This window comes from Streptomyces sp. NPDC002779 (assembly GCF_042888685.1).
Lineage (GTDB): Bacteria > Actinomycetota > Actinomycetes > Streptomycetales > Streptomycetaceae > Streptomyces.
The window spans coordinates 331201-353683 of record NZ_JBIAQC010000005.1 but is presented as its reverse complement, the minus strand read 5'-3'; the positions used below and the strand labels follow the sequence as shown (position 1 = coordinate 353683).

The 22483-nt window shown below is 72.3% G+C and carries 24 protein-coding genes; 7 read left to right on the top strand and 17 right to left on the bottom strand.

All coding sequences use genetic code 11. The features are described 5' to 3' along the window. Positions 1–64: 64 nt before the first annotated feature. The gene (locus ACFYW5_RS17030) at positions 65–349 is read left to right on the top strand and encodes a DUF6332 family protein (RefSeq protein WP_389417784.1); all 285 of its coding nucleotides are present in this window, start codon (positions 65–67) and stop codon (positions 347–349) included. On the opposite strand, the gene ACFYW5_RS17025 is transcribed toward ACFYW5_RS17030, so the two are convergent. The 3 genes from ACFYW5_RS17025 to ACFYW5_RS17015 form a co-directional block, all read right to left on the bottom strand. Next, positions 310–975, bottom strand: a complete 666-nt coding sequence (locus ACFYW5_RS17025) for a response regulator (RefSeq protein WP_389417783.1) — start codon at positions 973–975, stop codon at positions 310–312. The genes ACFYW5_RS17030 and ACFYW5_RS17025 overlap by 40 nt on opposite strands. Positions 976–1094: 119 nt before the next feature. Continuing rightward, a complete protein-coding gene (locus ACFYW5_RS17020; RefSeq protein WP_389417782.1) occupies positions 1095–2297 on the bottom strand; it encodes a sensor histidine kinase in 1203 nt (400 codons plus the stop codon). Positions 2298–2433: 136 nt separating this feature from the next. Beyond that, on the bottom strand, positions 2434–3159 hold the full coding sequence (locus tag ACFYW5_RS17015; RefSeq protein ID WP_389417781.1) for a TetR/AcrR family transcriptional regulator: 726 nt from the start codon (positions 3157–3159) through the stop codon (positions 2434–2436). Positions 3160–3350: 191 nt separating this feature from the next. Here ACFYW5_RS17015 and ACFYW5_RS17010 point away from each other — a divergent pair, with 191 nt between their 5' ends. Further along, positions 3351–3800: a nitroreductase family deazaflavin-dependent oxidoreductase gene (locus ACFYW5_RS17010; protein ID WP_389417780.1), complete on the top strand. Its 450-nt coding sequence runs from the start codon at positions 3351–3353 to the stop codon at positions 3798–3800. A gap of 183 nt (positions 3801–3983) precedes the next feature. Here the strand turns inward: ACFYW5_RS17010 and ACFYW5_RS17005 are convergent, their stop codons facing one another. Next, positions 3984–5270, bottom strand: a complete 1287-nt coding sequence (locus tag ACFYW5_RS17005; RefSeq protein ID WP_389417779.1) for a geranylgeranyl reductase family protein — start codon at positions 5268–5270, stop codon at positions 3984–3986. Positions 5271–5463: 193 nt separating this feature from the next. Between ACFYW5_RS17005 and ACFYW5_RS17000 the strand changes: the two genes are divergently transcribed. Further along, complete coding sequence (locus ACFYW5_RS17000) at positions 5464–6819, top strand: dipeptidase (protein WP_389417778.1); 1356 nt, start codon at positions 5464–5466, stop codon at positions 6817–6819. Positions 6820–6829: 10 nt separating this feature from the next. Here the strand turns inward: ACFYW5_RS17000 and ACFYW5_RS16995 are convergent, their stop codons facing one another. The 3 genes from ACFYW5_RS16995 to ACFYW5_RS16985 form a co-directional block, all read right to left on the bottom strand. Then, on the bottom strand, positions 6830–7870 hold the full coding sequence (locus tag ACFYW5_RS16995; protein WP_389417777.1) for an NUDIX domain-containing protein: 1041 nt from the start codon (positions 7868–7870) through the stop codon (positions 6830–6832). A gap of 144 nt (positions 7871–8014) precedes the next feature. Further along, entirely contained in the window at positions 8015–8206 is a 192-nt protein-coding gene (locus ACFYW5_RS16990; RefSeq protein WP_389417776.1) for a hypothetical protein, read from the bottom strand. Positions 8207–8299: 93 nt separating this feature from the next. Further along, on the bottom strand, positions 8300–9247 hold the full coding sequence (locus ACFYW5_RS16985; protein ID WP_389417775.1) for an ROK family protein: 948 nt from the start codon (positions 9245–9247) through the stop codon (positions 8300–8302). A gap of 147 nt (positions 9248–9394) precedes the next feature. Here ACFYW5_RS16985 and ACFYW5_RS16980 point away from each other — a divergent pair, with 147 nt between their 5' ends. After that, positions 9395–10489 (top strand): LacI family DNA-binding transcriptional regulator, encoded by a 1095-nt coding sequence (locus ACFYW5_RS16980; protein WP_389417774.1) that lies wholly within the window; start codon positions 9395–9397, stop codon positions 10487–10489. A gap of 7 nt (positions 10490–10496) precedes the next feature. Next, the gene (locus tag ACFYW5_RS16975) at positions 10497–11288 is read left to right on the top strand and encodes a hypothetical protein (RefSeq protein ID WP_389417773.1); all 792 of its coding nucleotides are present in this window, start codon (positions 10497–10499) and stop codon (positions 11286–11288) included. Here the strand turns inward: ACFYW5_RS16975 and ACFYW5_RS16970 are convergent. Next, on the bottom strand, positions 11234–12745 hold the full coding sequence (locus ACFYW5_RS16970) for a serine/threonine-protein kinase (RefSeq protein WP_389417772.1): 1512 nt from the start codon (positions 12743–12745) through the stop codon (positions 11234–11236). The genes ACFYW5_RS16975 and ACFYW5_RS16970 overlap by 55 nt on opposite strands. A gap of 78 nt (positions 12746–12823) precedes the next feature. Then, positions 12824–14122 carry a DUF6986 family protein gene (locus tag ACFYW5_RS16965; protein WP_389417771.1) on the bottom strand — a complete coding sequence of 433 codons (1299 nt, stop codon included), beginning with the start codon at positions 14120–14122 and terminating at the stop codon, positions 12824–12826. Between the two features lie 202 nt (positions 14123–14324). On the opposite strand from ACFYW5_RS16965, the gene ACFYW5_RS16960 reads away from it, so the two are divergent. Further along, complete coding sequence (locus ACFYW5_RS16960; RefSeq protein ID WP_389417770.1) at positions 14325–15230, top strand: endonuclease/exonuclease/phosphatase family protein; 906 nt, start codon at positions 14325–14327, stop codon at positions 15228–15230. A gap of 62 nt (positions 15231–15292) precedes the next feature. Here ACFYW5_RS16960 and ACFYW5_RS16955 read toward each other — a convergent pair whose 3' ends face one another. From ACFYW5_RS16955 to ACFYW5_RS16940, 4 genes are all read right to left on the bottom strand, one after another. Then, positions 15293–16255, bottom strand: coding sequence for an electron transfer flavoprotein subunit alpha/FixB family protein (locus tag ACFYW5_RS16955; RefSeq protein ID WP_389417769.1), 963 nt, complete (start codon positions 16253–16255; stop codon positions 15293–15295). Positions 16256–16308: 53 nt separating this feature from the next. After that, the gene (locus tag ACFYW5_RS16950; protein ID WP_389417768.1) at positions 16309–17097 is read right to left on the bottom strand and encodes an electron transfer flavoprotein subunit beta/FixA family protein; all 789 of its coding nucleotides are present in this window, start codon (positions 17095–17097) and stop codon (positions 16309–16311) included. A 219-nt stretch (positions 17098–17316) separates the two neighbouring features. Then, positions 17317–17826, bottom strand: coding sequence for a flavin reductase family protein (locus ACFYW5_RS16945; RefSeq protein WP_389417767.1), 510 nt, complete (start codon positions 17824–17826; stop codon positions 17317–17319). A 114-nt stretch (positions 17827–17940) separates the two neighbouring features. Beyond that, entirely contained in the window at positions 17941–18306 is a 366-nt protein-coding gene (locus ACFYW5_RS16940; RefSeq protein WP_389417766.1) for a thioredoxin family protein, read from the bottom strand. Between the two features lie 184 nt (positions 18307–18490). On the opposite strand from ACFYW5_RS16940, the gene ACFYW5_RS16935 reads away from it, so the two are divergent. After that, positions 18491–19219, top strand: a complete 729-nt coding sequence (locus ACFYW5_RS16935) for a lysophospholipid acyltransferase family protein (protein ID WP_389417765.1) — start codon at positions 18491–18493, stop codon at positions 19217–19219. Between the two features lie 43 nt (positions 19220–19262). Here ACFYW5_RS16935 and ACFYW5_RS16930 read toward each other — a convergent pair whose 3' ends face one another. From ACFYW5_RS16930 to ACFYW5_RS16915, 4 genes are all read right to left on the bottom strand, one after another. Then, entirely contained in the window at positions 19263–19961 is a 699-nt protein-coding gene (locus ACFYW5_RS16930) for a B3/4 domain-containing protein (RefSeq protein WP_389417764.1), read from the bottom strand. Positions 19962–19974: 13 nt separating this feature from the next. Beyond that, positions 19975–20565: a transglutaminase family protein gene (locus tag ACFYW5_RS16925; protein WP_389417763.1), complete on the bottom strand. Its 591-nt coding sequence runs from the start codon at positions 20563–20565 to the stop codon at positions 19975–19977. An 87-nt stretch (positions 20566–20652) separates the two neighbouring features. Beyond that, the gene (locus ACFYW5_RS16920; RefSeq protein ID WP_389417762.1) at positions 20653–21723 is read right to left on the bottom strand and encodes a threonine aldolase family protein; all 1071 of its coding nucleotides are present in this window, start codon (positions 21721–21723) and stop codon (positions 20653–20655) included. Further along, complete coding sequence (locus ACFYW5_RS16915; RefSeq protein WP_389417761.1) at positions 21720–22466, bottom strand: SDR family NAD(P)-dependent oxidoreductase; 747 nt, start codon at positions 22464–22466, stop codon at positions 21720–21722. The genes ACFYW5_RS16920 and ACFYW5_RS16915 overlap by 4 nt, the downstream gene beginning before the upstream one ends. Between the last annotated feature and the right edge of the window lie 17 nt (positions 22467–22483).

The following is a 22483-nucleotide window of genomic DNA, read 5'->3' as shown; positions in this document are numbered from 1 at the left end:
TCCGTTCCGTGTGCCCGGCCCGGGTCGCTTGCCCGGCCGGGCACACGCCTGCTTGACTCCGGGCATGAGCGTTCACGGGGGCCTGCGGACCAAGGCGGAACAGGACGCGTTCGCCGTCGAAGTGGGGTACGCGCTGTTCAGCGCGGTGTTCGCGGCGGGGGTGGTCTTCGGGGCCGTCGTCGGTCCGGCGCTGCTGTTCGATCTGCCGCCGGCGGTGGAGTCGCTGCTGTGGCAGGGCGGAAAGTGGCTCGCCGTGGTGCTGTTCGCCGCCCGCGTGATCAGCGTGCTGGTGCGCTACCGGCGGGGGGCTCAGCCGAGCCAGCCCGGCCGCACCAACCCCGACTCGTAGGCGAGGACAACCAGTTGCGCCCGGTCCCGGGCGCCCAGCTTCACCATGGTGCGGCTGACGTGGGTCTTGGCGGTGAGCGGGCTGACCACGAGACGGCGGGCGATCTCCTCGTTCGACAGCCCGATGCCGACCAGGGCCATCACCTCCCGCTCCCGCTCGGTGAGCACGGCGAGGGCGTCGGCCGCCGCGGGCTCCTTGGAACGGGCCGCGAACTCGGCGATCAGCCGACGGGTCACCCCCGGTGACAGCAGCGCGTCCCCGCAGACCACCGCCCGTACGGCGCGCAGGAGTTCGTCCGGCTCGGTGTCCTTGACCAGGAACCCCGAGGCGCCGGACCGGATGGCCTCGAAGACGTACTCGTCGAGCTCGAAGGTGGTGAGCATGACCACCTTCACGTTCTTGAACCGGTCATCCCCGGTGATCCGCCGGGTGGCGGTCAGCCCGTCCAGCACGGGCATCCGGATGTCCATCAGCACGACGTCGGGGGCGAGTTCCCGCACCGCGCGCACCGCCGCCTCACCGTCCGCGGCCTCACCGGCCACCTCGATGTCGGGCTGCGCGTCGAGCAGCGCCCGGAAACCGGCCCGCACGAGCGACTGGTCGTCGGCGAGCAGTACGCGGATCACTGGTGGTCTCCTTTCGAGGGGCGGGGCAGTGCGGGGCTCACCGGTCGCCCTCCTTCAGGGTGCCGGGCGGTACGCCGATCACCGGTCACCCTCCTGCGCGGTGCCGGGCAGTACGCCGATCACCGGCCGCCCTCCTTCGCGGTCCGGGGCAGTACCGCGAGCACCCGGAAGCCGCCGTCGGCGCGCGGGCCCGCCTCGATCGTGCCACCCAGTGCCGCGGCCCGCTCCCGCATTCCGGCCAGACCGTTGCCGCTGCCGCCCGCGTCGGCGCCGGTCGCCGGGCCGTCGTCGTCCACGCGGATCCGGAGCCTGCCGCCACCGTGATCGAGGTGCACGCGCGCGTGCCGCGATCCCGAGTGCCGTACGACATTGGTGAGGGCCTCCTGGACGATCCTGAAGGCGGCGAGGTCGGTGCCGGGCGCCAGCGGGGGCGCGGCGCCGTGCACCTCGACGGTCAGGCCGGCGCCGGCGGCCTGCTCCACGAGTTCGGGCAACCGGTCGAGTCCGGGCGCGGGCGCCCGCGGCGCGGTGCCTGGCGTGCGCAGCGTGTCGAGCACCTGACGCACCTCGCCGAGCGCCTCCTTGCTCTGGGCCTTGATGGTGGTCAGCGCCGTCCGGGCCTGCTCGGGATCGGAGTCGAGGAGCGCGAGCCCGACGCCCGCCTGCACGTTGATGACGGAGATGCTGTGCGCCAGGACGTCATGCAGCTCTTGGGCGATCCGCAACCGCTCCTCGTCGGCCCGCCGCCGAGCCGCCTGCGCCCGCTCGGCCCGCTCCCGCGCCCACTGCTCCCGCCGGGTCCGCACCAGCTCCGACAGCGCCGCGACGGCCACGACCCAGGCGGCGATCACGCCCTCCTGCCCCCAGGAGGCGGCGGAGTCCCCGGCGGGCGGGAGCCACTGGTAGAGCCAGTGGCTGACCAGCCCATGCCCCGCCCACAAGGTGCCCATGGCCGCCCAGGCGGCCCACCGGTGCCCGGCGACGACGGCACTGAAGCAGCCGATCGCCACGGTGAGGAAGACGGGCCCGTACGGATACCCGGCGCCGAGATAGACCAGCGCGGCTGCGGCCGTACCGAACGCGACGGCGACCGGGTGCCGCTGCCGCCACAGCAGCACAACCCCGGCCAGGAGCAGCAGGACCCGGGCGAGGACATCGAGGCCGACCCGCTCCCCCGTCTGCTCCTCGGCGGCGAAGGTGGACCCGACGAGCACGAAGGCGGTCACCAGCACCGTGGACCGCCAGGGCCACCGCCCCCGCTCCTCCTGCCGCCACCATGACGGACCGCTCCGCCACCAGTGCGGCACCCGCTGCTCCTCCATGCCCGCCACGCTAGACGCCACCACCGCCGGGCCGCGTCAGCCGAGTGAGGTGATCACACGTACTCCCGACGAAGTACGAAGCCCTCTCCGAGCCGCCGTCGTGCCCTCGGCGGGCCGCAGCCAGGCAGGCCGCCGGTCACGCGGCCGGTCCGGTCTGCGGATACACCAGCCCCACCCCATGGGCGAGCTGGGACACCGCATGCCGGAAGAACCGCTCCCGGTCCTCGACCACCCGGTGGAACTGACCGAACACCTCGAAGCCCACCAGACCGTAGAGCTGCCCCCAGGCCGCGACGAACGCAGCCACCGTCTCCGGGGGGAGGCCGGGGGCGAACTCGGCGGCCATCCGCTCGGCCTCCGGGCGGAGTTCGGCGGGGAGGCGCGGCTTGGCGAGGCCGAGGCCCTGGTGGGCGTCGCGGAGGATGCCGAAGAAGACCTCGCCGGTCCGGGCCGCGGCCGGGATCGTGGTCTCGGGGGCGCTGTAGCCGGGCACCGGCGATCCGTAGATCAGCGCGTACTCGTGCGGATGCGCCAGCGCCCATCCCCGTACGGCCTCGCACACCGCGACCCAGCGGTGCCCGGGACCGGCGTCGGCGAAGGCGTCGCGCGCGGCCTCGGCGCTTTCGCCGAGGGAGTCGTAGGCGTCGATGATCAGCGCGGTCAGCAGCTCGTCGCGGCTCGGGAAGTAGCGGTAGAGCGCGGAGGAGACCATGCCGAGTTCGCGGGCCACGGCGCGCAGCGAGAGCTTGGCGGCGCCTTCGGCGGCGAGCTGTCTGCGGGCCTCGTCCTTGATGGCGGCGGTGACCTCGATCCGGGCGCGGGCCCGGGCTCCCTGGGGGGTGCGGCCGTGTGCGGTGCTCATGCGGGGCAGTCTCCCACGGCAAGCGAGAGCAGTGCACACAATAGTGAGCAGCGCACACAAAGGAGAGCGGTGAGCTGAAGGAAGAGCGGCGAACCGAAATGAGAGCACTGCTCTTGCTTTGGAGCAGCGATCTCGGCCACACTGTGGGAGCGGCAAGCGAGAGCACCGCTCACCAAACTCAGGGGGTCCTCATGTCCACGCACGTCAAGAAGCCCGGCTGGTTCACGGTCAACGTCCTCAACCGCACCGTCGCCTGGCTGACCCGCCGCGGCCTGAGCGTGTGGGGCTCCCGCGTCCTCGCCGTCCGCGGCCGCAAGAGCGGCCAGTGGCGGACCACCCCCGTGAACCTGCTGACCGTCGACGGCCGGCACTATCTCGTCGCCCCGCGCGGGCACGTCCAGTGGACCCACAACATGCGCGCGGCCGGTGGCGGGGAACTGCACCTGGGCAAGAAGGGGGAGGCGTTCACCTCGACCGAGCTTTCCGACGACGACAAGGTGCCCGTGCTCCGCGCCTACCTCAAGCGCTGGAACGCCGAGGTCGGCGTCTTCTTCAACGGAGTCGGCCCCAAGTCCCCCGACACCGACCTGCGCCGCATCGCCCCGGACCACCCGGTGTTCGAGGTCACCCTCAAGAGCTAGCATGCGCGGCCGCCGTAAGGCGGAGACGGCGTCGGCCGTCCCTCGGTCCGGCCGACCGGGAAGCATCGCACCTCATGACCGGACCGCCCCGGACGGCAAGCCCAACCCCCGGCCCGCCCTGCCTCCCTGCCCCCTGGCCTCCGGCCCGACCTGCCCCCGGCGCCACCCGGCCTGAGCCGACCGCTACCCCTCAGCCCGCTCCTCCGCACGCCCGCCCCCGGCCTCGGCGTCCGTCTCCCGCCGTTCCGCCTCCGCTTCCGCCTGCCGTCGGTCCAGCGCGTTCAGGGCACGCTGGGCCATCGGATGACTGCGGACCAGCTCGCCGAGGGACGACGAGCCGCGGGTGATGTCCGTGAACGCCCGCCAGGCGGGCCGGAAGCCGGTCAGCGCGGCATGGAAGAGGCCGGGGCGCCTCTCGAACAGCGCCAGCATCCGCTTGCCGACGCTCATCTCGACGCCTAGCCCGGCCTTGACCGCGAACGCGTAGTTCAGGGCCTGGCGCCGGGCATCCACCGCGTCGTTCGCCTCGGCGATCCGGACCGCCCACTCCCCCGCGAGCCGCCCCGAGCGCAGCGCGAAGGAGATGCCCTCACGGGTCCACGGCTCCAGCAGCCCCGCCGCGTCCCCGCACACCAGGACCCGCCCGCGCGACAGCGGCGAGTCGTCGGCCCGGCAGCGCGTCAGATGACCGGAGGAGATGCTCGGTTCGAACCCGGCGAGCCCGAGCCGCCCGATGAACTCCTCCAGATACCGCTTGGTGGCCGCGCCCTCGCCGCGCGCCGAGATCACCCCGACCGTCAGGGTGTCGCCCTTGGGGAAGACCCAGCCGTAACTGCCGGGAATCGGCCCCCAGTCGATGAGCACCCGCCCCTGCCAGTCCTCGGCGACCGTCTCCGGCACCGGGATCTCCGCCTCCAGGCCGAGATCGACCTGGTCGAGCTTGACCCCGACATGCGCTCCTATCCGGCTCGCGCTGCCGTCCGCGCCGACGACCGCCCGCGCCAGCAGTGTCTCGCCGCCCTGGAGGACGACGGCGACCGTGCGCCGGTCCGGCACCGCCGAGCCGTGCTGCTCGACCCGCTGCACGGTGACGCCCGTGCGCAGCTCGGCGCCCGCCTTCTGCGCGTGCTCCACCAGCTGCTGGTCGAACTCGGGCCGGTTGATCAGCCCGAACAGCATGTGGCGGGAGCGCCGGGTGCGGTTGAAGCGGCCGTTGTTCGAGAACGTCACCGCGTGCACCCGGTCCCTGAACGGCAGGTCGAAGCCGGGCGGCAGGGCGTCGCGGGAGGGGCCGATGATGCCGCCGCCGCAGGTCTTGTAGCGTGGCAACTCCGCTTTCTCCAGCAACAGCACGCGCCGCCCCGCGACCGCCGCCGCGTACGCGGCCGAGGCCCCCGCGGGGCCCGCGCCGACCACGACGACGTCCCACACCTGCCGCACGTCGTCCGCCGAAGAGTTCTCGCTGCTCACGATGGTCTACTGCTCCCGATCAAGCCGCCCGCTGCTGCTGTCTCCCGCATCCTACGGCGGCGGTTGCCGCAGGCCGCTGTGGGAGGATCGGCGGCGTAGGTGCCCACCGCACCCGGCGGGGCCTACGCTCGCCCGATCAGCCGTACTCAGACGTACGCACTCGTACAACGTCGCACCTACAAGGAGCGTGCCCATGCCGTCGAATCCGGTCGCCGAGACCGTCGCCTCGCTGATGCCGAGGGCGAAGCAGGAGCTCACCGAACTGGTGGCGTTCGCATCGGTGGCGGACTTCGGCCAGTTCCCCCGCAGCGAGAGCGAGGGCGCCGCGCGCTGGGTCGCGGACGCACTGCGCGCGGAGGGCTTCGAGGACGTGGCGCTGCTGGACACCCCGGACGGCACGCAGTCGGTGTACGGCTACCTGCCCGGCCCGGCGGGCGCGAAGACGGTCCTGCTCTACGCCCACTACGACGTGCAGCCGCCGCTGGACGAAACCGCCTGGCTGAGCCCGCCGTTCGAGCTGACCGAGCGGGACGGGCGCTGGTACGGGCGGGGCGCCGCCGACTGCAAGGGCGGCCTGATCATGCACCTGCTGGCGCTGCGCGCGCTCAAGGCCAACGGCGGGGTCCCGGTGCACGTCAAGGTGATCGCCGAGGGGTCCGAGGAGATGGGCACCGGCGGTCTCGAGCGGTACGCCGAGGCGCATCCCGAGCTCCTCGCGGCCGACACCATCGTCGTCGGCGACGCGGGCAACTTCCGGGTCGGGCTGCCGACGGTCACCACGACGCTGCGCGGGATGACCATGCTGCGGGTGCAGATCGACACGCTGGTCGGCAACCTCCACTCCGGCCAGTTCGGCGGGGCCGCCCCGGACGCGCTGGGCGCCCTGATCCGCGTACTGGACTCGCTGCGCGCCGAGGACGGTTCGACGACGGTCGACGGGCTGACGTCGGATGCCGTGTGGGACGGACTGCAGTACGACGAGGAGCAGTTCCGCAAGGACGCCAAGGTGCTGGACGGGGTGGAGCTGATCGGTTCCGGCACGGTCGCGGACCGTATCTGGGCGCGGCCGGCCGTCACGGTCCTCGGCATCGACTGCCCGCCCGTGGTCGGCGCGACCCCGTCCGTGCAGTCGAGCGCCCGTGCGCTGATCAGCCTGCGGGTGCCGCCGGGCGTGGACGCGGCCGAGGCCACCAAGCTGCTGCAGGCCCACCTGGAGGCGCACACGCCGTGGGGGGCGCGCCTGCACAGCGAGCAGGTCGGACAGGGCCAGGCGTTCAGCGCGGACACCACGAGCCCGGCGTACGAGGCCATGGCGCGGGCGATGACCGAGGCCTACCCGGGCCAGGAGATGCAGTACGCCGGTCAGGGCGGCTCGATCCCGCTGTGCAACACCCTCGCCGCCCTCTACCCGGACGCCGAGATCCTGCTGATCGGTCTGAGCGAGCCGGAGGCCCAGATCCACGCCGTGAACGAGAGCGTCTCGCCCGAGGAGCTGGAGCGGCTCTCGGTGGCGGAGGCGCTGTTCCTGCGCAACTACGCGGCGAGCTGAGCGGATCCGGTCAGGGGGCGGGGATGCCTGCCTCCAGATAGAGCGCGGCCCCGCGTTCCCGTGCGCGCAGGGCCCAGCGCAGGCGCTCGTAGCGGACGGGGGGCAGCAGCTCGGCGGCCTCCTCCTCGGTCACGAAGCGCCAGTCGCGCAGTTCGGGTCCGGGCAGCAGCAGCCGTCCGGCCCGCGCGGAGTCGAGCCGCCCGCCGTCGAAGAGCAGGCGCAGTCCGCCGTAGCCGGGCGGCGCGGGCGGTTCCCAGTCGACGACGAGCAGGCGGGGTACGTCGTCCAGGCGGATCCCCGTCTCCTCGGCGACCTCGCGCATGCCCGCGCGCGCGGGCGCCTCGCCGGGCTCGACGACCCCGCCGGGGAATTCCCAGCCGGCCTTGTAGGTGGGGTCGACGAGCAGGACGCGGTCCTGTTCGTCGAAGAGCAGCACTCCGGCGGCCAGGGTCTCGGCGGTCGGCTCGGGTGTCTGCACGATGTCGCTCACCGGGGCCCGACCGGAGGCGACGGCCTCGGCGATCCGGGCGGCCGTCCGGTACGGGGTGAGCCGGCCGTTGTCCACGAGGTGGGCGTCGGCGGTGAGCCAGGAGGCGAGGGCGGAGCGGTAGGGCTCGATGTGGTCGTACGACCACCGCCGGGCGCGGAGTTCGCCGTCGGGGCCTTCGGGGACCTCCCGGTGCGCTATTCGCTCCCGCAGGATCGTTTCCGCCGGGGCCAGCAGGATGTGCCGTACCGCGATCCTGCGCGCGGCCAGGCCGCCGAAGATCTCGTCGCGGTACTCCTGGCGCAACAGGGTCATGGGGACCACGAGGGTCCCGCCGAGTTCGGCGAGCAGCGCGGCCGCCGTGTCGATCACGAGTCGTCGCCAGATCGGCAGATCCTGGAAGTCGCCGACCTCGGCGAGGTGTTTGGGCGGGAGCAGGTGCGGCAGTGCTCCGCCGATGACCTCGGGGTCGAAGAGCGTGCTGTTCGGGATCAGTTCGATCAGTTCCCGTGCGGTGGTGGTCTTCCCCGCACCGAAAGGCCCGTTGATCCAGACGACGATCACAGACTCCCCCTCTTCTGTTGGCCCCCTGTGGCTTGCCCGCTCCACCCTGCCACGGAAACCGGTTCCCGTTGAGGGCGCAAACGCGGCGGCGCCGGTGCCCCCAGGTGCGGGACACCGGCGCCGTGCTCCCTGCCGTCGGCCTCGTCAGCCCTTCCGGCCGAGCGGGTTGTCCTCGATATCCAGACTGTCGCTGGCCACGGTGTCCTCGACGGCGCTGAGGGTCTCCCCCACGTCGAGGTCGGTCAGGTCGCTCCCGAGGGAGTGCGAGGGCGTGACCGCCGCGACGACGAATCCGGTGGCCAGGGAGGCGATGGCGAGCATGCTGCGCTTCTTCATGACCGTTTCAACTGCGCGGTCCGGGCGGGGGTCACGGCGTCCGGCGCAGAAAGCGGCGGCACACCCCCGCCGGAACGTTCCTGCCGAGGACTGTCAGACCCCGGCCGCGTCCTTTCGCCAGGTGAGGGCCGCGGCTGCCGCGCCCACCAGGCCCGCGTCCGTCCCCATCTGCGCCGACGTCACCGTCAGGCGCCGGACGAAGGAGAGGGTGGCGTAGTCGCCGAGCGCCTTGCGCAGGGGGGCGAGCAGCACCTCGCCCGCCTTGCCGACGCCCCCGCCGATGACGGCGATGTCGATCTCGACCAGGGTCGCGGTGGCCGCGATCCCGGCGGCCAGGGCCTGCGCGGCCCGCTCGAAGGAGGCCACGGCGACCGGGTCGCCCGCGCGGGCGGCGGCGGCCACCGCGGCCGCGGAGGTGTCACCGTCGGGGCCGGGCTCCCAGCCGTGCTCCAGGGCGCGGCGGGCGATGTTGGGGCCGCTGGCGATGCGCTCCACGCAGCCACGCGCGCCGCACGGGCAGGGGTCGCCGTCGAGATCGACGCTGATGTGACCGATGTGGCCGGCGTTGCCTGTGGGCCCGGGGTGCAGCCGCCCGCCCAGCACCAGCCCGCCCCCGACGCCGGTGGACACCACCATGCACAGGGCGTTGTCGTGGCCGCGGGCGGCACCCTGCCAGTGCTCGGCCGCGGTGATGGCCACGCCGTCGCCGATGAGCTCGACCGGGAGTCCGCCCGCCGCCTCGCGGACCCGCCGGACCAGCGGATAGTCGCGCCAGCCCGGAACATTCACCGGACTCACCGTCCCGGCGGAGGCGTCCACCGGGCCCGCGCTGCCGATCCCGAGGGCCGTCGCCCGCCCCCACAGCGGGTTCGCGGTCAGTTCACCGAGCACCGCCTCGACGGCACCCATCACGGTGTCACCGTCCTCCCGCGCCGGAGTAGGGCGCTGGGCGCGCGCCAGGATCCGGCCGCGGCCGTCCACAAGACCTCCGGCGATCTTCGTTCCGCCGATGTCGAGTGCGGCCACGAGGTCGGTGCGCATCAGAGTCAGATCTCCCGGTCAACCAGTGGAAAAGGGCAGGCCGGCCCAGCTGTGGGGCGCGGGCCGGAGAATTGCGGTGGACAGTGTCCCCTGCATCTGACAACGTTGTCCAGGCTCTATGCTCGACGCCACATCCTCATACAAACCATGGATCGCCGCATCCCCATGGACAAACAGGACAGGACCCGCATCGTGCCCGAGACCATCCGCCGCGCCGACCACACACCCGGGAACCGTTACGGCAATCGGCCGACGATGAAGGACGTGGCCGCTCGGGCGGGAGTCGGACTGAAGACGGTCTCGCGGGTCGTCAACGGCGAGCCGGGTGTCACGCCGGAGACGGAGCGCCGCGTCCAGGAGGCCATCGACGCCCTGGGTTTCCGCCGCAACGACAGTGCCCGGGTGCTGCGCAAGGGCCGTACCGCCAGCATCGGCCTGGTCCTGGAGGACCTCGCGGACCCGTTCTACGGCCCGCTCAGCCGCGCGGTCGAGGAGGTGGCCCGGGCGCACGGCGCGCTGCTGATCAACGGCTCCAGCGCCGAGGACCCGGAGCGCGAGCAGGAGCTGGCGCTGGCGCTGTGCGCGCGGCGGGTGGACGGTCTGGTGGTGATCCCGGCCGGGGACGACCACCGCTATCTGGAGCCCGAGATCCGGGCGGGCGTCGCCACGGTGTTCGTGGACCGTCCGGCCGGGAAGATCGACGCCGATGTCGTGCTGTCGGACAACTACGGCGGCGCCCGGGACGGCGTCGCCCATCTGATCGGCCACGGACACCGCCGGATCGGCTTCATCGGTGACATGCCCCGCATCCACACCGCCGCCGAGCGGTTGCGCGGCTACCGGGCGGCCATGGAGGACGCGGCCATACCGGTGGAGGACTCCTGGATGTCCCTGGGCGTCACCGGTCCCGAGCGGGTGCGCAGGGCCGCCGAGGAGATGCTCTCCGGGCCCCGGCCGGTGACCGCGATCTTCGCGGGCAACAACCGGGTGACGGTCACCGTGATCCGGGTCCTGGCCGAGCAGTCCCGCCGGGTGGCGCTCGTCGGCTTCGACGACCTGGAGCTCGCCGATCTGCTCCAGCCGGGCGTCACCGTCGTCGCGCAGGACGCCGCCGCCCTCGGCCGGACCGCCGCCGAGCGCCTGTTCCGGCAGCTGGACGGTACGCTCGTGGCACCCGAGCGGATCGAGCTGCCGACCCGGCTGATCACCCGCGGCTCGGGAGAGCTGCCCCCGGCGGACTGAGCGAGTCATGGACGCGTGCACCCTGCAGGCACTGGGCCTTTCGATGGCGCCCCGCGACCATCCGCTGCTCTACCCCGGCACCTGGCCCGCGGACTCCGGCCTGCTGGACGGCGACCGGTTCCTGTCCCTGGACCGGCTGACCCACCCGGACCGCACCCCCGTCCTCGCGATCGGCTCCAACGCCTGCCCCGGCCAACTGCGGCACAAGATGGCCGAGTTCGGCATCCTCTCCCCGGTCCCCATGGTCAAGGTCCGCGCCACGGGCGTCGAGATCGGGGTGTCGGCACACGTGAGCCGGCTGGGCTATGTCTCGGCGTCTCCCGTCCACGCGCCGGGCCGGGTACGGGAGTTGTTCGTCCTGTGGCTCGACGCCGACCAGCTCACCGTGATCGACGCCAGCGAGGGCGTACCGCTGCCGTACGGCAACTACCGGCGCGTGTGGCTGTCGTCCTCGGAGGTACGGGTCGACCTGGCGGACGGCACGACGCTGCCGGGCGTCTTCTCCTACGTCAATCGCCGCGGCGTGCTGCACAACGGCTCGGGAGCGCCGCGCACCCACCCCGGGCAGCGGGCGCTGATCGGGGAACTGCTCCTGAAGTCGGCCCGGTTGCGGGAGCTGTTCGGCGCGACGCCGGAGGAGTTCTGCGCGCGGGCGCGCGCGGACCGGCGGCTGTGCGAGCGGGGCACGCGGCTGTTCAGACGGGAGAGGCTGGTGACCGTGCACGGTCTGGAGCGGTACATCGGTCAGCAGACGGGCAGTCCGGGCACCGGCCCGTCGTTGTCGCCGCCCCTGACGTAGACGTCGCTGACCCAGACGTCCGCGTTGCCGCTGTCGTCGTCGGTCTTCGCCCACCAGACGTTGGTCCACTGGCCGCTGGTCTCGCGCCGGCCCAGATTCTGCTGGCAGTAGAAGTAGTTGGTGCCCGCGCCGAGGATGCCGACCTCGGCGCCGTCGGCCGTGTAGGACTTCGCGGTGCGCCAGACCTCGCAGTTGTACTTGCCGCCGCCGATGGGGTGGCAGGCAGGGGCGGTGGCGCCGTCTCCGGCCGCGGTCTTGCTCGGGGTCGGAGACGGCTCGGCGCTGCGGCTCGGTGAGCTGCTCGGGGTCGGGGACTTTCCGTCGGCCTTGTCGGTGGGCGTGGGGGCGGCCGGGGTGACGGTAGGGGCGGGGTGTCCGGCCGCTTCGGGTTCGTCGCCGCCGTTCAGCAGGGCGACCGTGGTGCCGGCCGCGGCGAGGACGAGGAGGACCGCGGCGGCGGCAAGCAGGGCACGGCGCCTGCCGCCGGCGGGGCGGGCGGCCGTCGTGGTGGGCGCTTCGGCCGGGCCGTGCGGGGCGGGGAGCCGGTGGGCTTCCGTCGCCGTTCGCACCGGCCCGCGCAGGGTCGTCGTGGGCGTGTCGCCGGAGTCGGCCACCGCCTGGAGGAGGTCGCGGGCCTCCTCGGCCTCGGGACGGCCCTCGGGGCGCTTGTCCAGCAGCCGCTGGAGGACGGGGGCGAGCGGTCCGGCGCGGTGCGGCTCGGGAAGTGGCTCGGAGACGATCGCGGTGAGCGTGGAGAAGGTCGAGGTCCGGCGGAAGGGCGAGGAGCCCTCGACGGCGGCGTACAGGGTGGCGCCGAGGGCCCAGACGTCGGAGGCCGGGCCCGGCCGGGCGCCCTGGGCACGCTCGGGAGCCAGGTAGTCCAGGGAGCCGACCAGTTCGCCGCTGCGGGTGAGGTGGGTGGCGGAGCCGTCGCCCGGGTCCTCCATGGTGGCTATGCCGAAGTCGGTCAGCAGGACCCGGCCCGAGCGGTCGAGGAGGATGTTGCCCGGCTTGACGTCGCGGTGCAGGACGCCGGCGCGGTGGGCTGCGGCCAGCGCGTCCATCACCTTGGCGCCGATCCCCGCGGCCTCGCGCGCGTCGAGGGTGCCGCGCTCGCGCAGGACGTCGTCCAGGGACGGGCCGTCGACCAGCTCCATGACGATCAGCGGACGCCCGTCGACCTCGGTGACGTCGTGCACGGCCACGACGGCGGGGTGGCGCACCCGGGCCGCGGCGCGTGCCTCGCGCTGCATCCGCAGCCGCAGGCCGTCGAGTTCGGGGCCGGCGGTGTCGGTGTAGGTGCGCAGTTCCTTGACGGCGACCTCGCGCCCGAGGACCTCGTCGAGGGCCCGCCACACCACCCCCATGCCGCCCCGGCCGAGCTGGGCCAGGACGCGGTAACGCCCGGCGAGCAGCCGCCCGGCCCCCTCCGTCTTTCCGTACTCCCCCGAAGACACCGCCGCCCCGTTCCTGTGCGCCCTGCGTGTGTGGCGTACAGCCTAGGGGGCGGCGGCGACCGTTCTCCCGCGCCCCCTCTACTGCGCCCCGGAGACGGTCAGGTCACCGCGCCGGGGTGCGGCGAAGGCCTCCAGGTCGGCGCGGGTCAGGCCGGTGAGCCGGGCGACCTCACCGGTGTCCAGGGCGCCGCAGTCCAGGCCGCGCAGCAGATAGCCGCTGAGGGCCTTGGCGGTGGCGGGCTCGTCCATGACGTCGCCGCCGGTCCGGTTGGCGTAGCGGGCGAGCCGGGCGGCGGCCTGGGCGAAGCCCTCGCGATAGAAGGCGAAGACGGCCGCGTACCGGGTGGGGATGTGACCGGGGTGCATGTCCCAGCCCTGGTAGTAGGCGCGGGCCAGAGCGCGGCGGGTGAGGCCGTAGTGCAGCCGCCAGGCGTCGTGGACCTTCTCGGTCGTACCGACCGGGAGGACGTTGGTGGAGCCGTCGGAGACGCGGACCCCGGTGCCTGCCGCGGCGACCTGCATGACCGCCTTGGCGTGGTCGGCGGCGGGGTGGTCGCTGGCCTGGTAGGCGGCCGAGACGCCCAGGCAGGCGCTGTAGTCGAAGGTGCCGTAGTGCAGGCCCGTGGCGCGGCCCTCGGCGGCCCGGATCATCCGGGCGACGGCGGCGGTGCCGTCACCGGCCAGGATGGACTGGCTGGTCTCGATCTGGATCTCGAAGCCGAGCCGCCCGGGCGCCAGGCCGCGCGCCTTCTCGAAGGACTCCAGCAGGCGGACCATGGCGGTGACCTGCTCGGGGTAGGTGACCTTGGGCAGGGTCAGCACCAGCCCGTCGGGCAGGCCGCCCGCCTCCATCAGACCGGTGAGGAAGATGTCGAGGGTGCGGATGCCGCGGTCGCGGACGGCGGCCTCCATGCACTTCATGCGGATGCCCATGTAGGGGGCGGCCGTGCCGTTGTCGTAGGCCTCCGCGATCAGGCGGGCGGCGCGGGCCGCGTCCTGGTCCTCGTCCGTGCCCTGGTAGCCGTCCTCGAAGTCGACGCGCAGGTCCTCGACGGGCTCGCGCTCCAGCTTGGCCCGCACGCGCGTGTAGACGGGCTCGGCCAGCTCGTCGGCGAGGCCGAGGACGGCAGCGAAGGACGCGGCGTCGGGGGCGTGTTCGTCGAGGGCGGCGAGGGCCCGGTCGCCCCAGGTGCGGATGGTGTCGGCGGTGAAGGCGTCGCCGGGGACGTAGACCGTGTGGACGGGCTGGCGGGTGCCGGGGTCTCCGGGGTAGCGGCGCTCCAGTTCGGCGTCGACCGGGGCGAGGGAGGCGCTGATCTCCTCGCTGACGGCGCCCGCGAGGCTCGTCGCCACCTTCTCCTGCTGGCCCTGACCCATCCCACACCCTCCTGTTTTCCGCTGTACGGAATCAACAATCCGTAGAACGAAGTTATCCGGGCACCATCCGGATGGTCAACACCATGTCCACGGGGAGCCATCCCGCCATATCGTCATGTTCACGCCCACCTCATGACGCTCCCTGACACTCCATGAGTACGCCCGCACGACTCGCCCGGCCGTTCCCACCGAAGGAGCCCCCGTGCCGAAGCACAGCCGAGTCACGCGCCGTCTGGGCCTGAAGGCCGCGCTGGCCGCCGCGGTCACCACGCCCCTCTCCAGTACAGCACTGACCGCCGCCGGCGCCGCGGCGGAGGAGCACCCGCGGCGCCGGCTGGAGGTCATGTCCTTCAACCTGCGCTTCGCGAGCACCACCGAGCCGCACAGCTGGGCCGTGCGCAGACCGGTGATGCGCGAGCTGCTGCACCGCGAGGCCCCGCACATCATCGGCACGCAGGAGGGCCTCTTCCCGCAATTGCTCGACATCGACAGCGACCTCGGCCGCCATTACGACTGGATCGGCACCGGCCGCCTGCACGGCAGTGCCGACGAGTCCATGGCGGTCTTCTACGACACCCGTCGCGTCCGTCCGCTCGAGTACGACCACTTCTGGCTCTCCGACACCCCGTACGTGATCGGCTCCAACACCTGGGGCGCCGCCTTCCCCCGGATGGTCACCTGGGTGCGCTTTTCCGATCTGCGCGACGGCGACCGGGAGTTCACCGTCATGAACACCCACTTCGACCACCGCGGCCAGAGCGCGCGCGAACGCAGCGCCGCCCTGATCGCCGAGCGGATCAAGGGCCTCGACCCCGCGCTGCCGGTCGTGGTGACCGGCGACTTCAACGTGCCCGCGCACCGGAGCGTCGTGTACGACACGCTCCTGGGCGCCGGACTCGTCGACACCTGGGACACGGCCGCCGAACGCGGCCCGCGGTACGCCACCTTCCACGGCTACCGGCCGCTGGTCCCGGACGGCGACCGCATCGACTGGATCCTGACCACGCCGGGCGTCACCGCGCACCGGGCGGCCATCAACACCTTCGCGGTGGACGGACAGTTCCCGAGCGATCATCTGCCTGTGCAGGCCTCGCTGAGCCTGGGCTGAACGCGCCGAGGCCCCCACGACCGTCGGCACGGTCGCGGGGGCCTCGTACAGCGCGCGGAGGATCAGCCCTTGCGGGTCTTGACCTCTTCGGTGAGCTGCGGGACGACGTCGAAGAGGTCGCCGACCACGCCGTAGTCGACGAGGTCGAAGATCGGGGCCTCGGCGTCCTTGTTGATCGCCACGATCGTCTTCGAGGTCTGCATACCGGCCCGGTGCTGGATCGCGCCGGAGATGCCGGAGGCGATGTACAGCTGCGGCGAGACCGACTTGCCGGTCTGGCCGACCTGGTTGGTGTGCGGGTACCAGCCGGCGTCGACGGCGGCACGCGAGGCGCCGACGGCCGCGCCGAGCGAGTCGGCGAGCGCCTCGATGATCGCGAAGTTCTCCGCGCCGTTCACACCGCGGCCGCCGGAGACCACGATCGCGGCCTCGGTCAGCTCGGGGCGGCCGGTCGACTCACGCGGCGTGCGCCCGGTGACCTTGGTGCCGGTGGCCTGCTCGGAGAAGGTCACCGACAGGGCCTCGACCGCACCGGCGGCCGGGGCGGCCTCCACGGCGGCCGAGTTCGGCTTGACTGTGATGACCGGGGTGCCCTTGGCGACCCGGGACTTGGTGGTGAAGGCGGCGGCGAACACCGACTGGGTGGCCACCGGGCCCTCGCCGCCGGCCTCGATGTCGATGGCGTCGGTGATGATGCCGGAGCCGATGCGCAGCGCCAGACGGGCGGCGACCTCCTTGCCCTCGGCGGAGGAGGGGACCAGCACGGCGGCCGGGGAGACGGCCTCGTAGGCGGACTGCAGGGCGTCGACCTTCGGTACGACCAGGTAGTCGGCGTACTCGGAGGCGTCGTGGGTGAGGACCTTCACCGCGCCGTGCTCGGCGAGGACGGCGGCGGTGTCGGCGGCGCCGTTGCCCAGCGCGACGGCGACCGGCTCGCCGATGCGGCGGGCGAGCGTCAGCAGCTCCAGGGTGGGCTTGCGGACGGCGCCGTCCACGTGGTCGACGTAGACGAGAACTTCAGCCATGGGATTGCTCTCCTGCGGAATGCGAAGGCTTAAGGGGCGGTATGGGACGGTGCCTAGATGAACTTCTGGCCCGCGAGGAACTCAGCGAGCTGCTTGCCGCCCTCGCCCTCGTCCTTGACGATCGTGCCGGCGGTACGGGCCGGGCGCTCGGCCGCGGAGTCGACCGCGGTCCAGGCGTTCTCCAGACCGACCTCGTCGGCGTCGATCTCCAGGTCGTCCAGCTCCCAGGACTCCACCGGCTTCTTCTTGGCCGCCATGATGCCCTTGAAGGACGGGTAACGCGCCTCGCCCGACTGGTCGGTGACCGACACGACGGCCGGCAGGGAGGCCTCGAGCTGCTCGGAGGCGGCGTCGCCGTCACGGCGGCCCTTGACCGTGCCGTCCTCGACGGAGACCTCGGAGAGCAGGGTGACCTGCGGGACACCGAGACGCTCGGCGAGCAGCGCGGGGACGACACCCATGGCGCCGTCGGTGGAGGCCATACCGGAGATGACCAGGTCGTAGCCGGCCTTCTCGATCGCCTTGGCCAGCACCAGGGAGGTGCCGATGGCGTCGGTGCCGTGCAGGTCGTCGTCCTCGACGTGGATCGCCTTGTCGGCGCCCATCGACAGCGCCTTGCGGAGCGCGTCCTTGGCGTCCTCGGGACCCACGGTCAGGACGGTGATCTCGACGTCGTCGTCCGAGTTCTCGGAGATCTGCAGCGCCTGCTCGACGGCGTACTCGTCGAGCTCGGAGAGCAGACCGTCCACGTCGTCCCGGTCGACGGTCAGGTCATCGGCGAAGTGCCGGTCGCCAGTGGCGTCGGGCACGTACTTCACAGTGACAACGATCCTCAAGCTCACGCCGGCTCTCCTACTGCGTCGACATTTCTCTGCTGCCTACTTGCAGGCAGCATAGGCGCCTGAAGCGGCCGTTCCCGATCGGGGCGACCTGCGCTCCGACCGAAATATTACTCGTCAGTACACCCAGTTCGTTCCCGCTAAGCAAGCGCTTTGAACTGTGACCTTCGCAACGCAGCGTAATCGGAACTGGACGGTTTCGCAGAACCGTCCGGTACACGGTCAGTCGCGCAGGCCGGTGAAGCCTCCCTGGTGGTAGAGCAACGGCCGCCCGGGGCCGGTGGGGTCGCCGCGCAGGACGTGCGCGAGCACGATCCGGTGGTCCCCCGCGGGCACGCGCGCGTGGATGCGGCAGACCAGCCAGGCGCGGACGCCGTCGAGGAGCGGGACACCTTCGGGGCCCTCGTGCCAGGCGGTGGGCGGGGCGAAGCGGTCGGCGCCGCTGCGGGCGAAGGTGGCGGCCAGCTCGCGCTGGTGCTCCCCGAGCAGATGAACGCCCACATGCTCGGCCCGCGACAGCGTGGGCCAGCAGGAGGATCCGGTGCCGATGCCGAAGGAGAGCATCGGGGGCTCGGCCGAGACGGAGGCCAGGGAGGTGGCGGTGAAGCCGACGGGGCCGTGCTCGCCGCGGGCGGTGATCACCGCGACTCCCGCCGCGTGCCGCCGGAAGACGGAGCGCAGCAGGTCGGGCGAGGCGAGCCGGGTGGCGTCGGTGTCGGGCGTGGCGGTCATGAACACCTGGGGAGTAGGAGCGCCGGGGACATCCCGTCAGACTGACGATAGGTGGCCCGTACAGTCAAGTGCGCGCGGGCAGGTGGGAGATGACTCACTGCCTGGTCCATCCCCTCACACCGCTTCACCCAGGGCCGCGATCACGTCCGCCTTGCGCGGCTGTCCGACGGCGCGCCGGACCACCCGCCCGCCGGCGTCGAGGACCAGCACCGTGGGTGTCTTGCGGATCTCCAGCCGCCGTACGAGCTCCAGCCGCGCCTCGGCGTCGATCTCGACATGGGTGACTCCGGGGACCATGGCGGCCACCTCGCCGAGGACCCGCCGGGTGGCCCGGCAGGGAGCGCAGAAGGCGCTGGAGAACTGCACCAGAGTGGCCCGTTCGCCGAGCCGGCCGCCCACGTCCTGCGGCCCCAGCCGACCGCCTTCGCCCTGCCCCTGCACGCGTGTCCTCCTTGGGTCCTCGTCCGCTCCAGCGCGCACCGGACCGCAAAGATTCCCGGTCACGACTACAACGACGTGACGAGGATCTCTCCGTTCCCCGGCACGAGGGCTGGCTACCGGTGCGTTCTTGGGGCACGATCTGCGAGATGCCGTAAACCTACGGCTGCGTAACTTTCCCGCCGGGAGCCTTTCCCAGGCAGAGAAGGAAGGGTCCACACCGTCCATGGCAGAGCTTGTCTACCGTCCCGTCGTCGGTCTCGCCCTCACATTGTTCAAGGCGTGGGACCTCAAGATCGACTGCAAGGGTTCGGAGAACATCCCGCGCTCGGGCGGCGCCGTGCTGGTGAGCAACCACATCAGCTACCTGGACTTCATCTTCAGCGGCCTGGCCGCCCTGCCCCAGAAGCGCCTGGTGCGCTTCATGGCGAAGGAAGCCGTCTTCCGGCACAAGATCTCCGGCCCGCTGATGCGGGGCATGAAGCACATTCCGGTGGACCGCAAGCAGGGCGAGGCCGCCTACCAGCACGCGCTGGAGTCGCTGCGTTCCGGCGAGATCGTGGGCGTCTTCCCGGAGGCGACGATCTCCCAGTCGTTCGCGCTGAAGAGCTTCAAGTCCGGCGCCGCCCGGCTCGCCCAGGAGGCCGGGGTCCCGCTGATCCCGATGGCCGTGTGGGGGACCCAGCGGCTGTGGACCAAGGGGCACCCGCGCAACTTCAAGCGCAGCCACACCCCGGTCACGATCCGGGTCGGCGAGGCCGTCGAGGCGCCCAAGGACAAGTACGCGGGCGCGATCACCCGCCAGCTGCGCGATCGGGTCCAGGAGCTGCTGGAGGCCGCGCAGCGGGCCTACCCGGTACGCCCCAAGGACGCGGCCGACACCTGGTGGATGCCGGCGCACCTCGGGGGCACCGCGCCCACGCCGGAGCAGATCCGCGAGGCGGAGTCCCGCTAGGCCCTGCCGTTCGGATCGTCCCGGCGTTGCCGAACGACAAGCCCTAGGCACCGCTTGCGGGGTGCATCTCGATGCGGGCTCCCGGACTGCACTTCTCCAGCAGTTCGGCGAGTTCGGTGGCCGCACGCTCGACGTCGGCCACCGGCATCGGCGCCATGCTCTCCAGCAGGAAGACCGCCGAGACGGTCTCCTCGGTGAGACGGGTGCGCGGCCCCTGACGCCAGTTCCAGCGGCGGCAGGTCACTCCGGCGTCGTCGCACCACACCACCTCGCCGGCGTCGGGGTGCTCGACGGTCCCGGCGCCGTCGGCGACGGTCACGAAGGGCTCGTCGCCGGTGGCGCGGACCAGCCGCATACCGCCCTGGACGCGGTCGAGGTCCTCGCCGCCGACCGGGACGAGGTGCGCCACGCTGATCGCGTTGTAGAGATCGACGAGCAGGTTGATCCGGGGCAGCCCGGCACCCGACAGGGCCCTCTTGGCCAGCGCCTCCGCCGAGTTGCGGGTACGCGACGGCTTGGCCCCGAACGCCGTGTACACCTCCCGCCAGGCCGCCATGTGCGCATCCTCGTGCGGCGCCCGGCCGTCCAGGCGTACGGCGAGACGGCGGGCCGCGTCGTCGAGGAGGGCCGAACCGGCTTCGGTGCTCGGTCCGTTGACGAGTCCGTGGGCCGTGACGGCGAGGTGGGTGAAGCCGGGGGCGAGGGCGCGCACCTCGTCGGACACGGTCAGGGTGAGGGTCATGGTCGGCCTGGCCTCAGAGTTCGGTCGGGAGCGTCTGCCACAGATGCGGCCGGTCGGTCGCGCCTCGGAGCGCGCCGACAACGGCCGGGTGCGGTTTAGCGTACAGGACCGGGTAGTCCATCTCATTGGACTTCGGGTCGACCGGGAAGGCCAGCCGTTCGCCGTCCAGGGAGAACTGCGCGTCCACTCCCGGCTTGTTGCCGCGGGGGTCCTGGCGGTGCCAGGCGCCGTTGAACCGGACAGCCACCAGGCCGTGCACCACGGTCCCGCCGCCGTCGCCCCCCAGCCGCTGGTAGCACAGCGCCGTCGGGATGTCCTCGGCCCGCAACAGGGCCGCCAGCGCATGGGACTTGGCGTAACAGATGCCGGTGCCCTGCTCCAGCACGTCGGAGGCGCGCCAGGTGACACGCGGGTCGCCGGAATCCTGGGAGTGCGGGACGGTGTCGCGCACGAACTCAAACGCCAGTCGCGCATAGGCATACGAGTCCTCTGCCTGACCGGCGAGCCGCGCGGCCGCCTGCCGCACCCGGGGATGGTCGTGGTCGATGACCTCGTCAGCGGCCAAGTAGGCGGAGAGGTCGGGGGTTTCCTGGATGAGCTCCATGGCCGCAGAGCATAGGAATGCGATCACCCGAGAGTCAATGCTTTTTCGGGTGACCGCATATCTATGCAGCGTCGGCGATGGCGTCCGCTAGCGCGCCATCTCCTCCTTGAGTGCCGCCAGGAAGGCGTCCACGTCGTCCTCGGAGGTGTCGAACGCGCACATCCAGCGCACGACGCCCTCGGCCTCGTCCCAGAAGTAGAACCGGAACCGCCGCTGCAGACGCTCGCTCACGTCGTGCGGCAGCTTCGCGAAGACGCCGTTGGCCTGCACCGGGTAGAGGATCTCCACGCCATGCACCGCGCGGACGCCCTCGGCGAGCCGCTGCGCCATCTCGTTGGCGTGCCGGGCATTGCGCAGCCACAGGTCCTTGGCGAGCAGCGCCTCCAACTGCACCGACACGAAGCGCATCTTGGAGGCGAGCTGCATGGACAGCTTGCGCAGATGCTTCATGTGGCGGACGGCGTCCTGGTTGATCACCACGACCGCCTCGCCGAACAGGGCGCCGTTCTTGGTGCCGCCCAGGGAGAGGATGTCGACCCCGACGGCGTTGGTGAAGGTCCGCATGGGGACGTTCAGCGAGGCCGCCGCGTTGGCTATCCGGGAGCCGTCGAGGTGCACCTTCATGCCGCGGGCGTGGGCGTGCTCGCAGATGGCGCGGATCTCCTCGGGCGTGTACAGCGTGCCCAGCTCCGTGCTCTGGGTGATCGAGACGACCTGCGGCATCGCCCGGTGCTCGTCCTCCCAGCCCCAGGCCTGCCGGTCGATCAGCTCAGGGGTGAGCTTGCCGTCCGGCGTGGGCACGGTGAGCAGCTTCAGGCCGCCCATGCGCTCGGGTGCGCCGCCCTCGTCGACGTTGATGTGCGCGCTCTCGGCGCAGATCACCGCGCCCCAGCGGTCGGTGACCGCCTGGAGCGCGACGACATTGGCGCCGGTGCCGTTGAAGACCGGGAACGCCTGGGCCGTAGGACCGAAGTGGCTGCGGATGATCCCCTGGAGGTTCTCCGTGTACGCGTCCTCGCCGTAGGCCACCTGGTGGCCGCCGTTGGCCACGGCCAGGGCGGCGAGGACCTCCGGGTGGGTGCCGGCGTAGTTGTCGCTGGCGAAACCGCGGATGTCCGGGTCGTGATGGCGACGCGCATCGGTCTTCGGGGGGTTCACGGCTTCTCGGTGAGCCACAGACGCTGTCCGTTCACTTCCGCGGCGGGCTTCTCCCAGACGCCGGCGATGGCCTCGGCGAGGTCCGTGACGTCCGTGAAGCCCGCGAACTTCGCGTTGGGCCGCTCGGCGCGCATCGCGTCGTGCACCAACGCCTTCACCACCAGGATCGCAGCCGCCGAGGTCGGCCCCTGCTCGCCCCCGGCCTTCTTGAAGTAGTCGGCCATCGCCAGCGTCCACGCCTCGGCCGCCGCCTTGCCCGCGGCGTACGCGGCGTTGCCCGCGGTCGGCTGGGTGGCACCGGCCGCGCTGATCAGGACGTACCGGCCACGGTCGCTGCGCTGGAGCGCCTCGTGGAAGGCGAGCGAGGTGTGCTGCACGGTGCGGATGAGCAGGAGCTCCAGGAAGTCCCAGTCGTCCAGGCTGGTCTTGGTGAAGGTCTCGCTGCCGCGCCAGCCGCCGACGAGGTGGACCAGGCCGTCGATGCGACCGAACTCCTTCTCGGTGCGGGCGGCCCAGTCGCGGGTGGAGTGCAGGTCGAGCAGGTCGACGGTCTCGCCGGTCACGGTCGCGCCGCCGGAGGCGTAGCGGGCGGCGTCGACGGCCTCGGCGAGCCGCTCCGGGTCGTTGTCGGCGCCGATGACCGTGGCACCGGCCTCGGCGAGCCGCAGCAGTGCCGCCCGTCCGGCGGGTCCGCCCGCGCCGGCCACCGCGATCACCGCGCCGCTGAGAGCCCCGTTGCCCATGATGTTCCCCTTCACCG

Bases quoted from the DNA above. Each gene is read 5' to 3' on its own strand.
- ACFYW5_RS17030 (WP_389417784.1), top strand. From the start codon at position 65: ATGAGCGTTCACGGGGGCCTGCGGACCAAGGCGGAACAGGACGCGTTC.
- ACFYW5_RS17020 (WP_389417782.1), bottom strand. From the start codon at position 2,297: ATGGAGGAGCAGCGGGTGCCGCACTGGTGGCGGAGCGGTCCGTCATGG.
- ACFYW5_RS17015 (WP_389417781.1), bottom strand. From the start codon at position 3,159: ATGAGCACCGCACACGGCCGCACCCCCCAGGGAGCCCGGGCCCGCGCC.
- ACFYW5_RS17010 (WP_389417780.1), top strand. From the start codon at position 3,351: ATGTCCACGCACGTCAAGAAGCCCGGCTGGTTCACGGTCAACGTCCTC.
- ACFYW5_RS17000 (WP_389417778.1), top strand. From the start codon at position 5,464: ATGCCGTCGAATCCGGTCGCCGAGACCGTCGCCTCGCTGATGCCGAGG.
- ACFYW5_RS16990 (WP_389417776.1), bottom strand. From the start codon at position 8,206: ATGAAGAAGCGCAGCATGCTCGCCATCGCCTCCCTGGCCACCGGATTC.
- ACFYW5_RS16985 (WP_389417775.1), bottom strand. From the start codon at position 9,247: ATGCGCACCGACCTCGTGGCCGCACTCGACATCGGCGGAACGAAGATC.
- ACFYW5_RS16980 (WP_389417774.1), top strand. From the start codon at position 9,395: ATGGATCGCCGCATCCCCATGGACAAACAGGACAGGACCCGCATCGTG.
- ACFYW5_RS16975 (WP_389417773.1), top strand. From the start codon at position 10,497: ATGGACGCGTGCACCCTGCAGGCACTGGGCCTTTCGATGGCGCCCCGC.
- ACFYW5_RS16965 (WP_389417771.1), bottom strand. From the start codon at position 14,122: ATGGGTCAGGGCCAGCAGGAGAAGGTGGCGACGAGCCTCGCGGGCGCC.
- ACFYW5_RS16955 (WP_389417769.1), bottom strand. From the start codon at position 16,255: ATGGCTGAAGTTCTCGTCTACGTCGACCACGTGGACGGCGCCGTCCGC.
- ACFYW5_RS16945 (WP_389417767.1), bottom strand. From the start codon at position 17,826: ATGACCGCCACGCCCGACACCGACGCCACCCGGCTCGCCTCGCCCGAC.
- ACFYW5_RS16935 (WP_389417765.1), top strand. From the start codon at position 18,491: ATGGCAGAGCTTGTCTACCGTCCCGTCGTCGGTCTCGCCCTCACATTG.
- ACFYW5_RS16930 (WP_389417764.1), bottom strand. From the start codon at position 19,961: ATGACCCTCACCCTGACCGTGTCCGACGAGGTGCGCGCCCTCGCCCCC.
- ACFYW5_RS16925 (WP_389417763.1), bottom strand. From the start codon at position 20,565: ATGGAGCTCATCCAGGAAACCCCCGACCTCTCCGCCTACTTGGCCGCT.
- ACFYW5_RS16915 (WP_389417761.1), bottom strand. From the start codon at position 22,466: ATGGGCAACGGGGCTCTCAGCGGCGCGGTGATCGCGGTGGCCGGCGCG.